Raw genomic sequence first — 13,026 nt, forward strand, 5'->3', positions numbered from 1 at the left:
TGATTGCTTTTGACGAGGTGATTTGAAAATGCTGCATTTAGAGAAGAAACTGTTTTTTATCTATAATCCCCATGCGGGAAAAGAGAATATCAGAGGAAAGCTGTACGGCATCATTCAGGCCATGTCCGATGCCGGTTACGCGATTACCATTTACCCGACCCGCGCGCCCCAGGACGCTATAGAGCAGGTTCGGGATTTGCCGGACGATTACGATCTGGTGGTCTGCAGCGGCGGCGACGGCACTCTGGATGAGGTCATGACCGGTATGATGCAGAGAAAGCATAAGATTCCGGTGGGCTATATTCCGGCGGGCTCCTGCAATGATTTTGCCAGATCCTTACAGATTCCCAATAATATGGATCAGGCGGCGGAAATCGCCGTGCGGGGCGTCAATTATTCCATCGACGTGGGCTCCTTAAATGACCGCAATTTCATCTATGTGGCGGCCTTTGGCATCTTCACGGATGTGTCTTACACGACGAAGCAGGAAATGAAGAATGTGCTGGGCCATATGGCTTACGTGCTGGAGGGCATGAAGCAGCTCATGAATGTGAAGTCCTATAAGCTGAAAGTTACCAGCGACGAGGCCACCTTCGAAGGGGATTTCCTCTTTGGGATGATTACCAATTCCAAGTCGGTGGGCGGCTTTAAGAGTATTATCGGAAAAAATGTGATTTTCGATGACGGGGTCTTTGAGATGACCTTTATTATGCGGCCAAAGAATCCCATGGAGCTGCAGGAGATTCTGGCGGCGCTGCTGATCGAACAGATTGATACCAAGTATATGTATTCTTTCCGGAGCTCCCGGGTGGTGATTGAATCCGAGGAGTCGGTGCCCTGGACGCTGGATGGTGAGTTCGGCGGCGAGCACACTCGTGTGGAGATCACGAACAACCAGAGAGCGGTGGAGATCCGCATGCCAGAGGAAGTACGTGACGCGCTGGTGGTGGAAGAGGAAGAAGGATATTAGAATTTAAATAGTGAACTGCAAGAATAGCCTGGGTCCCCCTTGGGAACAACGCGGATTTTGCTACTCCTCGCAGGCGGCTTATACGCATCTGAGCGGCAAACTCGGGCCTAAAGGCCCTCAGACAGTGCCTCCTTCAGATGCTGCCAGCCTGCTCGTCCCTACGCAAAATTCGCTAACGTTCCCAAGGGGGACCCAGGCTATTCTTGGCAGAGATATACGTTGTGGATTGGTAAAAGGATGATGGTGATTCGTAAATAGGGCGGTATGCAGGTATAGGGATTTACTTCATATAGTGATAAACGGATAGTAGAAGAAATAATAAAAAACAGGGGCATTTTATATCGACAGCAGAAAAAAATCGTGTTAAAGTACTAGGTAAAGAAATTTTTTGTGAAATACGGTAACTGACAACAAAGAGAATACGGGGAGAGGATTATGGAAGGGAAGACGAATATTTCCGAGATTTTCGGCGAAAATGTGTTTAATGATACGGTGATGCAGGAACGGCTGCCGAAGAAGATTTATAAGGAGCTGAAGCAGACTATCCGGGAGGGTAAGGAGCTTGACCTGGCGGTGGCTGATGTGGTGGCCCATGAGATGAAGGAATGGGCGCTGGAGCAGGGCGCAACCCATTATTCCCATTGGTTCCAGCCTCTGACCGGTGCGACGGCGGAGAAGCATGACGCGTTTTTGTCCGCGCCCAAGGCGGATGGGAAGGTACTGATGGAGTTCTCCGGTAAAGAATTGGTAAAGGGTGAGCCGGACGCGTCTTCTTTCCCGTCCGGAGGCCTGCGCGCCACTTTTGAGGCGAGAGGTTATACGGCTTGGGACTGCACTTCTCCGGCTTTTGTGAAGAAGGATGAGGACGGTTCCCGGGCAATTCTGTATATTCCGACGGCGTTCTGCTCTTATAAGGGTGAGGCTCTCGATCAGAAGACGCCGCTGCTTCGTTCCATGGAGGCCATTAATAAGCAGTCTTTACGCCTGCTCAGACTATTTGGCAATACGACTTCCAACCGTGTGACACCGTCTGTGGGTGTGGAGCAGGAGTATTTCCTGGTGGATCGGGAGAAGTATCTGAAGCGAAAGGATCTGATTTTTACCGGTCGGACTCTGTTTGGCGCCATGCCGCCGAAAGGACAGGAGCTGGATGATCATTATTTCGGTGTTATCCGCGAGCGGATTGCGGATTTCATGGAGGATGTAAATAAGGAGCTGTGGAAGCTGGGCGTGTCTGCCAAGACCCAGCACAATGAGGTGGCTCCGGGTCAGCATGAACTGGCTCCCATTTATGCGGAGTGTAATGTGGCTGTGGATCACAATCAGCTGATCATGGAGACGTTGAAGAAGGTGGCTTATCTTCATGGCCTGCAGTGTCTGCTTCATGAGAAGCCTTTTGCCGGGGTCAATGGTTCCGGTAAGCACAATAACTGGTCGCTGACTACCGATGACGGCATCAATCTTCTGGATCCGGGTAAAACGCCCCATGAGAATATCCAGTTCCTGCTGGTGCTGACCTGTATCCTGAAGGCCGTGGATGAGCATGCGGCCCTGCTTCGGGAGTCTGCTTCCGATGTGGGAAATGATCACCGTCTGGGCGCCAACGAGGCTCCGCCTGCGATTATCTCTGTTTATCTGGGCGACCAGCTGGAGGATGTGCTGTCTCAGCTTATCAGTACGGGTGAGGCGACCCACAGCATCAAGGGCGGCCATCTGCACACCGGTGTGCGGACCCTGCCGGATTTTGCCAAGGATGCTACAGACCGGAACCGCACTTCCCCGTTTGCGTTTACCGGTAATAAATTTGAGTTCCGTATGGTTGGCTCCCGTGATTCCGTGGCAGAGCCCAATGTGGTGCTGAATACCATTGCCGCAGAGGCATTTTCCGACGCCTGTGACGTGCTGGAGAAGGCGGACGACTTCGATATGGCCGTCCATGACCTGATCAAGCAGTACGCTTCTGAGCATCAGCGCATCGTATTCAACGGAAATGGTTATTCCGATGAGTGGGTAGAGGAGGCAGAGCGCAGAGGCCTGCCGAATATCAAGACCATGGTAGACTCCATTCCGGTGCTGAGTGAGGAGAAAACCGTACAGCTCTTTGAGAAGTTTGGCGTTTTCACCCGTGCCGAACTGGAATCCCGTGCGGAGATACAGTATGAGGCCTATTCCAAGGCAATTAACATTGAGGCGCGTTCCATGATTGATATTGCCAGCAAGCACATCATCCCGTCTGTGTTGCAGTATACCACCGCATTGGCAACCTCTATCAATCAGATTCGTTCGGCCTGCGTCGAGGCAAACATCAGTGTGCAGATCGAGCTTCTGAAGGATTGCTCGTCCCTGCTGGCTGCTACAAAGGCTGCGCTGAAAGCCCTGACCGAAGTAACCGAGAAGGCAGCAGCCACGACAGAAGGCCGGGAGAGGGCTGTCTATATTCTGGAAAATGTAGTTCCCGCCATGGCAGCACTCCGCCAGCCTGTAGACAAGCTGGAGATGCTGGTGGCCAAGGATATGTGGCCGATGCCGTCCTATGGGGATCTGCTGTTTGAGGTATAGGTTTATGCAATTTTACAGAAAATAATAAAATAAATCGAAAAGAACCTGTAACATTGCAAAAAAATGAAAGTTTTATGATTTTGCACTTGATTTTTGAAAAAAAGCGGTGTAAGGTATTAGCATATTTGAAAGCGATGTGAACGAGGGCGTTCCGGTTATAGCCGGAGCGCCCTCTTTTGATCGGATTCTATTACGCAGAAAGGTGGAGTCTATTATGAGTGAATTTACGAATGTAGCGGAAATCTTTGGTTCCAATGTATTCAACGACGCGGTGATGCAGGAGCGTCTGCCGAAGAAGGTGTACAAGGAACTGAAAAAGACCATCGAGGAGGGCAAGGAGCTTGATCTGGCCACGGCCGACGTCATTGCCCATGAAATGAAGGAATGGGCCATCGAGAAGGGTGCCACCCATTACACCCACTGGTTCCAGCCGCTGACCGGCGTGACCGCTGAGAAGCATGATTCCTTTATCAGCGCACCGGATAAGAACGGCAAGGTGCTGATGAGCTTCTCCGGCAAAGAGCTGATCAAGGGCGAGCCGGACGCGTCTTCCTTCCCGTCAGGCGGACTTCGCGCTACCTTCGAGGCCAGAGGCTATACCGCATGGGACTGCACCTCTCCCGCATTTGTAAGACAGGATGCGGCAGGCGCGACCCTTTGCATTCCGACTGCGTTCTGTTCCTATACAGGCGAAGCGCTTGACCAGAAGACGCCGCTCTTACGTTCCATGGAAGCCATCAATGCAGAAGCGCTGAGACTGCTTCGTCTCTTTGGAAATACCACATCTAAGAGAGTAACCCCGTCCGTAGGACCGGAGCAGGAGTACTTCCTGGTAGACAAGGCGAAATATCTGCAGAGAAAAGACCTGATTTACACCGGCCGTACCCTGTTCGGAGCCATGCCGCCCAAGGGACAGGAGCTGGATGACCATTACTTCGGCAATATCCGTCAGCGTATCGCGGCCTTCATGAAAGAGGTCAACGAGGAGCTGTGGAAGCTGGGCGTCACAGCCAAGACCCAGCACAACGAGGTAGCTCCGGCACAGCATGAGCTGGCTCCGATTTACGCAGAGTGCAACGTGGCTGTAGACCACAACCAGATCGTGATGAAGACCCTGAAGATGGTAGCCTGCCGTCACGGACTGCAGTGCCTGCTTCATGAGAAGCCCTTCGCAGGCGTCAATGGTTCCGGTAAGCACAACAACTGGTCCATCACCACAGACGACGGCATCAACCTGCTGGATCCGGGCACCACACCCCATGAGAACATTCAGTTCCTGCTGGTACTGGCCTGCATCCTGAAGGCGGTTGATACCCATGCAGACCTGCTCCGTGAGTCCGCGGCAGATGTCGGAAACGACCACCGTCTGGGCGCGAATGAGGCGCCGCCCGCTATCATCTCCGTATTCCTGGGCGAGCAGCTGGAGGATGTGGTAGAGCAGCTGATCAGCACCGGCGAGGCGACACACAGCCTGAAGGGCGGAAAGCTGGAGACCGGCGTTAAGACCCTGCCGGATCTGACCAAGGACGCCACCGACCGTAACCGTACTTCACCGTTTGCGTTTACCGGCAACAAGTTTGAGTTCCGTATGGTAGGCTCCAAGGACTCCATCGCGGCTCCGAACATCGTGCTGAACACCATCGTGGCAGAGGCGTTCGCGGAGGCCAGTAACGTACTGGAGAAGGCAGACGACTTTGAGATGGCTGTACATGACCTGATTAAGAAGTATCTGACCGAGCATCAGAGAATCGTTTTCAATGGAAACGGTTACTCCGACGCCTGGGTGGAGGAGGCAGAGCGCCGCGGACTTCCGAACATCAAGTCCATGGTAGATGCCATCCCGGCCCTGACCACCGACAAGGCCATCGGTCTGTTCGAGAAGTTCCACGTATTCACCAAGGCCGAGCTGGAATCCCGTGCGGAAATCCAGTATGAGACCTACGCAAAGGCCATCAACATCGAGGCAAAGGCTATGATCGATATCGCAAGCAAGCAGATCATCCCGGCAGTGATCAAGTACACCAAGTCTCTGGCAGACACCGTGAACTCTGTAACTGCAGCAGGCGCAGAGGCAAGCGTACAGAGCGAGCTTCTTGCAGAGACCAGCGGCCTGCTTTCTGATACCAAGGTAGCCCTGCAGAAGCTGATTGACCTTGACAAGAAGTCCGAGGAGGTTCCGGAGGGAACCGAACTGGCACACTATTTCCACGAGGAAATCGTACCGGCTATGGCCGAGCTCCGCGCCCCGGTTGACGCCCTGGAGATGATCGTCGACAAAGAAATGTGGCCGATGCCGTCCTATGGCGATCTGATGTTTGAGGTATAAGTAGTACATAATATAGGAAAGAAAGGGAGCTTCGCCGTCAGGCGAGGCTCCTTTTTTGGGCTGTTTCGCACATTTCCCTTGCGTCCGAGTACGCCCTTTGCTATACTTAAAAATAGCGCACAGACGCGAATTGTATAAAGAAAGAGGTGGGAAAATGGTAGAATTAGATCAGTTTAAATACACACTGAACGGCTATCAGGGACCATTAGTAGAATTGAGGGATTCACTTTGACCTGGCTAACAAGGCAAAGCGAATCGAGGAATTAGAGAGAGAGATGGAGGCTCCCGGCTACTGGGATGACCCGGAGAAGTCCCAGGAAGGCATGAAGGAGCTGAAAAACTTAAAGGACGAGGCAGAGGATTATCACGCCTTGGAGCAGCAGTACGAGGATATTGAGACACTGATTGAGATGGGAAATGAGGAAAATGACCCGGATCTGGTGCCGGAGGTCCAGGCGGAGCTGGAGGCCTTTGCAGCCAAGCTGGATTCCATGACCATCAAGACCCTGCTGTCCGGAGAATATGACCGAAACAACGCAATTCTGAAGCTGAACGCAGGCGCGGGCGGCACCGAGAGCTGCGACTGGGCGGGCATGCTGTACCGCATGTATACACGCTGGGCGGAGCGCCACGGCTTCACAGTGGAAGTGTTGGACTATCTGGACGGAGACGAGGCCGGTATCAAGTCTGTGACCTTTCAGGTCAACGGTGAGAATGCTTACGGTTATCTGAAGTCCGAGAAGGGCGTCCACCGTCTGGTACGTATCTCCCCGTTCAATGCACAGGGTAAGCGTCAGACATCCTTCGTATCCCTGGACGTCATGCCGGATATCGAGGGTGATATCAATGTGGAAATTCGTGACGAGGATCTGCGTATCGATACGTATCGTTCCAGCGGCGCGGGCGGCCAGCATATCAATAAGACATCATCGGCCATCCGTATCACCCATCTGCCTACAGGTATCGTGGTACAGTGCCAGAATGAGCGTTCCCAGTTCCAGAATAAGGACAAGGCCATGCAGATGCTGAAGGCCAAGCTGTATCTCCTGGAGCAGCAGAAGAATCAGGAAATGCTGTCCGGTATCCGCGGCGAGGTTAAGGACATCGGCTGGGGCAACCAGATTCGATCCTATGTAATGCAGCCCTATACGCTGGTGAAGGATCACCGCACCGGTCAGGAAATCAGCAATGTGAACGCGGTCATGGACGGCAATATTGATCCGTTTATCAATGCGTATCTGAAATGGATTACGGTGAAACCGGAAGAAGAATAGAATATGCGCATTTTCAGATGTAGGAAATTCGTAAGAATTTTCTACATCCTTTTACTTGCAATCTTAGCTGTAGTGTGATACGATTCTAACAGTTTAATCCACGACAGACACACAAGTGTTTCTGGATAACGAACATGGAGGGAAAAGATGTCAGAAAAAAGCAAGTATTTTGTAGTCACACAGAAGGCAGTCCCCGAGGTACTTCTGAAGGTGGTAGAGGCCAAGCGTCTTCTGGACTCTTCCAAGGCCATTACCGTGCAGGAGGCCACAGACCGGGTGGGTATCAGCCGGAGCTCCTTCTATAAATATAAGGATGATATTTTTCCCTTCCATGACAATTCCAAGGGAAAAAGCATCACCTTTGTATTGCAGATGGACGACGAGCCGGGACTGTTGTCCCTGGTACTGAAGACCATCGCGGATTATAAGGGCAATGTCCTGACGATCCATCAGACCATTCCGATCAACGGCGTGGCTTCCCTGACCCTGACGGTGGATATTCTGCCGACCACGGGGGATGTATCGTCCATGATCGATCAGATAGAGAGCCAGCCCGGCATCCATTATCTGAAGATCTTAGCAAGTGAATAGAGGTTCACAAATAAGATTAACAAAAGGAGCAAAAGACAAATGATTCAGATAGCAGTTATGGGCTACGGCACCGTAGGTTCAGGCGTGGTAGAGGTCCTGAGCACCAATCAGGCATCTATTGATAAGCGAGTAGGCGAAGAGGTTCGCGTCAAATATGTACTGGACCTGCGTGATTTCCCGGGCGACCCGGTAGAATCCGTTCTGGTTCACGATTTCGAGACCATTGTAAATGATCCCGAAGTAAAAGTAGTGGTCGAGGTTATGGGAGGCGTGGAGCCTGCGTATACCTTTACCAAGCGGTGTCTGCTGGCTGGAAAAAGCGTATGCACATCCAACAAGGCCCTGGTGGCAGCCCACGGTGCGGAGCTTCTTCAGATTGCGAAAGACAAGAACCTGAACTATCTCTTCGAGGCCAGCGTAGGCGGCGGCATTCCGATTATCCGTCCTCTTCAGACCTGCCTGACTGCAGATGAGATCGTGGAAATCAGCGGTATCCTGAACGGAACCACCAACTATATCCTGACCAATATGACCTACGGCGGAGCAAGCTTTGATGACGCGCTGAAGGATGCCCAGGACAAGGGCTATGCGGAGCGCAATCCGGAAGCGGATGTGGAAGGCCACGACGCCTGCCGGAAAATTGCGATCCTGACTTCTCTGGTAAGTGGTCAGAGAGTGGATTTCGAAGATATCTATACCGAGGGCATCACGAAGGTAACCGCTGAGGATATCAAGTATGCCGATAAGCTTGGACGCGTGATCAAGCTTCTGGCCATGAGCAAGAAAGAAGCAGACGGCAAATATTATGCTATGGTAGCGCCGTTCCTCATCGACGCAGCCAACCCGCTTTACAGTGTAAACGGCGTGTTCAACGCTATTTTCGTAGAGGGCAATATGCTGGGCGATTCCATGTTCTATGGAAGCGGAGCAGGCAAGCTCCCCACCGCCAGCGCTGTGGCAGCCGATGTGGTAGACGCATGCAAGAACCTGAACGAGAATCTGGGCTTCTACTGGAGCGATGAGAAGCTGGTTCTGGGCGACACCAGAGACGACAAGAGACGCTTCCTGGTTCGCGTGAAGGGCGACGCCCAGGCGGACAAAGCGGCTATGGAAGCCCTGTTTGGACCGGTTGAGGTTGTAGACGCAGACCTGGCAGGCGAGTTCGGTTTTGTGACGGTCAGCTTAAGTGAAGCAGAGTACGCGGAGCGCGCCGCGAAGAGCGACAAAATTCTGAACCGCATCCGCGTGGAGGGATAGAAGGCCATGAAGTATGTGATTGTACTTGGCGACGGTATGGCTGACGAGCCCATTGAGGCTCTGGGAGACAGGACGCCGCTGGAATACGCCGAGACGCCGACCATGGATGTATTGGCGAAGAAGTCCGAGATTGGACTGGCACACACCATTCCGGAAGGTATGAAGCCGGGCAGCGATACGGCGAACCTGTCGGTACTGGGATATGACCCAAAGAAATATTATACCGGACGTTCCCCGCTGGAGGCTTTGAGCATCGGCGTGGATATGAAGCCTGACGATATCGCCCTTCGGACCAACCTGATTACCGTATCCGACGGTGACGAGCCTTATGAAGAAAAAACGATTATCGACCACAGCTCCAGCGAAATCAGCACCGAGGACGCGGCGATTTTACTGGACGCAGTCCGCAAAGAGCTGGAAAATGACAGGTATCATTTTTATGTGGGAACCAGCTACCGCCATCTGCTCATCTGGGATAAGGGAAGTGTGGTAGAGCTGACACCGCCCCACGACGTGCTGGGACGGAAGGTGGGCGATTACCTGCCGTCTGATCCGGTTCTCCGGGAAATGCAGAAGAAGAGCTATGAGATTCTCTCCAGGCATCCGCTAAATGTCAAGCGTAAGGAGCAGGGCCTGAATCCGGCCAACTCCTGCTGGTTCTGGGGCGCGGGTACCAGACCGGCCTTAAGCTCCTTTGAGGAGAAAAATCACAAAACAAGCGCCATGATTTCCGCGGTTGATCTCTTAAAGGGCATTGCGGTGGGAGCAGGCATGAAGAATATTGAGGTAGAGGGGGCCAACGGTCAGCTTCACACCAACTATGAGGGCAAGGCTCAGGCAGCCGCGGACGCGCTTTTAAAGGATGGCTATGATTTTGTCTATGTCCATGTGGAGGCTCCCGATGAAATGGGCCACCAGGGCAGTGTAGAGAGGAAGGTTCAGGCTATCGAATATCTGGATCAGCGTCTGATTGCCCGCTTAAAAGAGGCTCTGGACGCCTCCGGCGAGGATTATAGGATGATGATTCTGCCGGATCACCCGACCCCGATCTGCGTGCGGACCCACACCAGCGATCCGATTCCCTATCTGCTTTATGACAGCAGAAAGGCCTTCGAGGACGGCGCGGGCGTCTACAATGAGAAGGCGGCAAAGGCGGGCGGCATCGAAGTGATGCATGGCTACGAGCTGATCGACAAACTGTTTGAGGAGAAAAAGTAATGCTGATAGTGAAAAAATTTGGCGGAACCTCTGTAGGGGATAAGGACCGCATCATGAATGTGGCAAGAAGATGCGCAGAGGATTTCAAAAAGGGCAACGACATTGTGCTCGTCCTTTCCGCAATGGGTAAGACTACGGACGAGCTGATTGCCAAGGCGAAGGAGATTAATCCGGATCCGCCCAAGCGCGAGCTGGATATGCTTTTGACCACAGGTGAGCAGGTTTCTGTAGCGATGATGGCGATGGCTTTCGATACCATGGATATCCCGGCGGTATCCCTGAATGCGTTCCAGGTCCGGATGCACACCACCCGGGTACATGGCAATGCGCGTCTGAAACGCATTGATACAGACCGCATCATGCACGAGCTGGAGCATCGCCGTATCGTCATCGTGACCGGCTTCCAGGGCGTGAATAAATACGACAACTACACCACACTGGGCCGCGGCGGTTCCGATACCACAGCTGTAGCGCTGGCAGCCGCCCTGCACGCGGACGCCTGTGAGATCTACACGGACGTGGATGGTGTATACACAGCCGACCCGCGTATCGTACCGAAGGCGCGGAAGCTGGAGGAGATTACTTATGATGAAATGCTGGATCTGGCGACGCTTGGCGCAGGCGTTCTGCACAACCGTTCCGTGGAGATGGCGAAGAAATACGGCGTACAGCTTGTGGTACGCTCCAGCTTAAATGATCATGAAGGAACCATTGTGAAGGAGGAAACGAGCGTGGAAAGAATGTTAATCAGCGGCGTGGCGCTGGACAAAAATACAGCCAGAATTTCAGTTATCGGTCTGAAGGATGAGCCGGGTATGGCCTTCCGACTCTTCAATATGCTGGCAAAAGAGGGTATCAACGTAGACGTAATCCTGCAGTCTATCGGACGTGAGAACAGCAAGGATATCTCCTTCACGATATCCCGTGACGAGGCGGATGAGGCAGTGAAGATCATTGAGGCTAATAAGGCCCGCATTGGCTGCACCGGCATTTCCTGCAATAAGGAAGTGGTCAAAGTCTCCATCGTAGGCGCAGGCATGATGTCCAACCCGGGCGTGGCTGCGAAGATGTTCGAGGCGCTGTTCAACGAGAATATCAATATCAATATGATTTCCACATCCGAGATTCGGATCACGGTGCTGATCAACGAGAAGGATGCGGAGAGAGCAGTGAATGCAGTACATGACGCATTCGGTCTGGAAGAGTAAAAAAAACACTTGCCAAACGGGCCAAAGTGTGGTAGCATATCTAATGTTCAGGACATTTCTGTTCTGCCACACGATGGCCCCCAGGGGCAACGTAAGAAACAAGATGCGGCTCCTTGGTCAAGCGGTTAAGACATCGCCCTTTCACGGCGGTAACACGGGTTCGATTCCCGTAGGAGTCATTACGGACCCATAGCTCAGTTGGTTAGAGCAACCGGCTCATAACCGGTCGGTCCTGGGTTCGAGTCCCCGTGGGTCCACTTAAAAAAACTATACATGACAATTTCATATGGCCCGATGGCTCAGTTGGTTAGAGCGCCGCCCTGTCACGGCGGAGGTCGTGGGTTCGAGTCCCATTCGGGTCGCTTGCACTTAAGTGCATATGCCGGCATGGCGGAACTGGCAGACGCACAGGACTTAAAATCCTGCGGGACTAACCTCCCGTACCGGTTCGATTCCGGTTGCCGGCATGAAAGAAGCTCCGAATTCTTACAGAAGATAAGAATTCGGAGCTTTTTGTATACCTTTACAAAGTAAAATGGATATGTGCTGGATTTGGATGCGGAATGTGTGGATGGAAAAAATTTTGTAGAATCAACTGTGCAGGGAAGCGGACGAAAAACATATGAGGTGAATAAAGGTTTTAATAAATAGACAGAAAATTCTGAATTTAAAAAAGCGCTTGCATTACCCAGTGATGTGTGCTATTATAATCAGGCAGTCAGGAAACAGTACTTGCGAATGACTGAGATGTGGGCGTAGCTCAGCTGGATAGAGCGTTTGGCTACGGACCAAAAGGTCGGGGGTTCGAATCCTCTCGCCCACGCTGAAGAAAAAGGAATTCTGAGAAATCAGAGTTTCTTTTTTTATTTTGTGGAGTTATAATCAGAATTAAGGTAACAAAACAACGGAAAGTGTGTATTGCTATTTTCACAGGAATTTGCTATATAATATAGGCAGAGTGTTATGAGGGTATAAAATACTGAATTTTTGCGATCGGGAGGAAGGCATTATGGCGCATAAGATACTGACAATCGGCAGAAAGCTGGGCAGCGGTGGCCGCGAGCTGGGGGAACGTGTGGCAGAAAGCCTGGGAATCCCGTTTTTTGATCAGAACCTGATTTCCATGGCTGCAGAGCGCGGCGATCTGGCGGAGTCCTATCTGGCACGGTTTGATGAGAAAAAGCACAATCCCTGGATGTACGAAATGGTTACCGGGGGCAATAAGCATGTGCCCAAGGGAGCGTCCCTGCAGGAAGCTCTGTTTAAGCTTCAGGGCGACGTCATCCGCCATATTTCCAAAAAGACTGACGCAGTGATCATCGGACGCTGCGCGGATTATATCCTCAGAGAGCGGACGGATGCCAGGGTCTTAAGCGTCTTTGTGACCGCGCCCATGGAGGAATGTATCCGGCGGAAGATGGAGCAGAAGAATATCACGGAAAAAGAGGCGGAAGCCCTGATTAAAAAGGTCAACAAGGATCGCAGAAAATATTACGAATTCCATACAGGAAAGGACTGGAGTGCTCCGGAGAGCTACGATATCTATCTGGACAGCAGCAGACAGTCCACGGAAGAAATGACAGAAGTTCTCGTAAAACGGTTTAACGAGCTATAGACAGAGGA

General features: G+C 52.1%; 9 protein-coding genes and 5 tRNA genes. All 14 read left to right on the forward strand.

Annotated features, from left to right (window positions below):
- The first annotated feature begins 28 nt into the window (after nucleotides 1-28).
- The 14 genes from ACESZP_RS03060 (at nucleotide 29) to ACESZP_RS03125 (ending at nucleotide 13,018) form a co-directional block, all read left to right on the forward strand.
- Nucleotides 29-970, forward strand: a complete 942-nt coding sequence (locus ACESZP_RS03060) for a diacylglycerol/lipid kinase family protein (protein WP_499707997.1) — start codon at nucleotides 29-31, stop codon at nucleotides 968-970.
- A gap of 435 nt (nucleotides 971-1,405) precedes the next feature.
- The gene (locus ACESZP_RS03065; protein ID WP_499707998.1) at nucleotides 1,406-3,529 is read left to right on the forward strand and encodes a glutamine synthetase III family protein; all 2,124 of its coding nucleotides are present in this window, start codon (nucleotides 1,406-1,408) and stop codon (nucleotides 3,527-3,529) included.
- A gap of 214 nt (nucleotides 3,530-3,743) precedes the next feature.
- Entirely contained in the window at nucleotides 3,744-5,855 is a 2,112-nt protein-coding gene (locus ACESZP_RS03070) for a glutamine synthetase III family protein (RefSeq protein WP_349163737.1), read from the forward strand.
- 154 nt (nucleotides 5,856-6,009) lie between these two features.
- Nucleotides 6,010-7,129 (forward strand): peptide chain release factor 2 gene (prfB, locus tag ACESZP_RS03075; protein WP_435391108.1). Its coding sequence is split into 2 segments (ribosomal slippage): nucleotides 6,010-6,084 and nucleotides 6,086-7,129, totalling 1,119 coding nucleotides; the frame shifts between segments, so codons are not numbered across the junction.
- Nucleotides 7,130-7,276: 147 nt separating this feature from the next.
- On the forward strand, nucleotides 7,277-7,720 hold the full coding sequence (locus ACESZP_RS03080) for an ACT domain-containing protein (protein ID WP_158361781.1): 444 nt from the start codon (nucleotides 7,277-7,279) through the stop codon (nucleotides 7,718-7,720).
- 39 nt (nucleotides 7,721-7,759) lie between these two features.
- Nucleotides 7,760-8,977 (forward strand): homoserine dehydrogenase, encoded by a 1,218-nt coding sequence (locus ACESZP_RS03085; RefSeq protein WP_178039380.1) that lies wholly within the window; start codon nucleotides 7,760-7,762, stop codon nucleotides 8,975-8,977.
- Between the two features lie 6 nt (nucleotides 8,978-8,983).
- Complete coding sequence (locus ACESZP_RS03090; protein WP_499707999.1) at nucleotides 8,984-10,195, forward strand: cofactor-independent phosphoglycerate mutase; 1,212 nt, start codon at nucleotides 8,984-8,986, stop codon at nucleotides 10,193-10,195.
- Nucleotides 10,195-11,403 (forward strand): aspartate kinase, encoded by a 1,209-nt coding sequence (locus ACESZP_RS03095; protein ID WP_349163734.1) that lies wholly within the window; start codon nucleotides 10,195-10,197, stop codon nucleotides 11,401-11,403. The genes ACESZP_RS03090 and ACESZP_RS03095 overlap by 1 nt, the downstream gene beginning before the upstream one ends.
- A 107-nt stretch (nucleotides 11,404-11,510) precedes the next feature.
- Nucleotides 11,511-11,582: transfer RNA gene (locus tag ACESZP_RS03100), tRNA-Glu, on the forward strand.
- 4 nt (nucleotides 11,583-11,586) lie between these two features.
- A tRNA-Ile gene (locus ACESZP_RS03105) sits at nucleotides 11,587-11,660 on the forward strand.
- 31 nt (nucleotides 11,661-11,691) lie between these two features.
- Nucleotides 11,692-11,765 (forward strand) — tRNA-Asp (locus ACESZP_RS03110).
- 19 nt (nucleotides 11,766-11,784) lie between these two features.
- Nucleotides 11,785-11,870, forward strand: a tRNA-Leu gene (locus ACESZP_RS03115).
- Nucleotides 11,871-12,152: 282 nt separating this feature from the next.
- Nucleotides 12,153-12,226, forward strand: a tRNA-Arg gene (locus tag ACESZP_RS03120).
- A gap of 186 nt (nucleotides 12,227-12,412) precedes the next feature.
- Nucleotides 12,413-13,018, forward strand: coding sequence for a cytidylate kinase-like family protein (locus tag ACESZP_RS03125; protein ID WP_349163733.1), 606 nt, complete (start codon nucleotides 12,413-12,415; stop codon nucleotides 13,016-13,018).
- Nucleotides 13,019-13,026 lie beyond the last annotated feature (8 nt).

This window comes from Candidatus Dorea massiliensis AP6, assembly GCF_964245105.1.
GTDB classification, from domain to species: domain Bacteria; phylum Bacillota; class Clostridia; order Lachnospirales; family Lachnospiraceae; genus Laedolimicola; species Laedolimicola intestinihominis.

What these genes read in the sequence shown, in the direction of transcription:
- ACESZP_RS03060 (WP_499707997.1), top strand. Translation starts at nt 29, where the DNA reads ATGCTGCATTTAGAGAAGAAACTGTTTTTTATCTATAATCCCCATGCG.
- ACESZP_RS03065 (WP_499707998.1), top strand. Translation starts at nt 1,406, where the DNA reads ATGGAAGGGAAGACGAATATTTCCGAGATTTTCGGCGAAAATGTGTTT.
- ACESZP_RS03070 (WP_349163737.1), top strand. Translation starts at nt 3,744, where the DNA reads ATGAGTGAATTTACGAATGTAGCGGAAATCTTTGGTTCCAATGTATTC.
- ACESZP_RS03080 (WP_158361781.1), top strand. Translation starts at nt 7,277, where the DNA reads ATGTCAGAAAAAAGCAAGTATTTTGTAGTCACACAGAAGGCAGTCCCC.
- ACESZP_RS03085 (WP_178039380.1), top strand. Translation starts at nt 7,760, where the DNA reads ATGATTCAGATAGCAGTTATGGGCTACGGCACCGTAGGTTCAGGCGTG.
- ACESZP_RS03090 (WP_499707999.1), top strand. Translation starts at nt 8,984, where the DNA reads ATGAAGTATGTGATTGTACTTGGCGACGGTATGGCTGACGAGCCCATT.
- ACESZP_RS03095 (WP_349163734.1), top strand. Translation starts at nt 10,195, where the DNA reads ATGCTGATAGTGAAAAAATTTGGCGGAACCTCTGTAGGGGATAAGGAC.
- ACESZP_RS03125 (WP_349163733.1), top strand. Translation starts at nt 12,413, where the DNA reads ATGGCGCATAAGATACTGACAATCGGCAGAAAGCTGGGCAGCGGTGGC.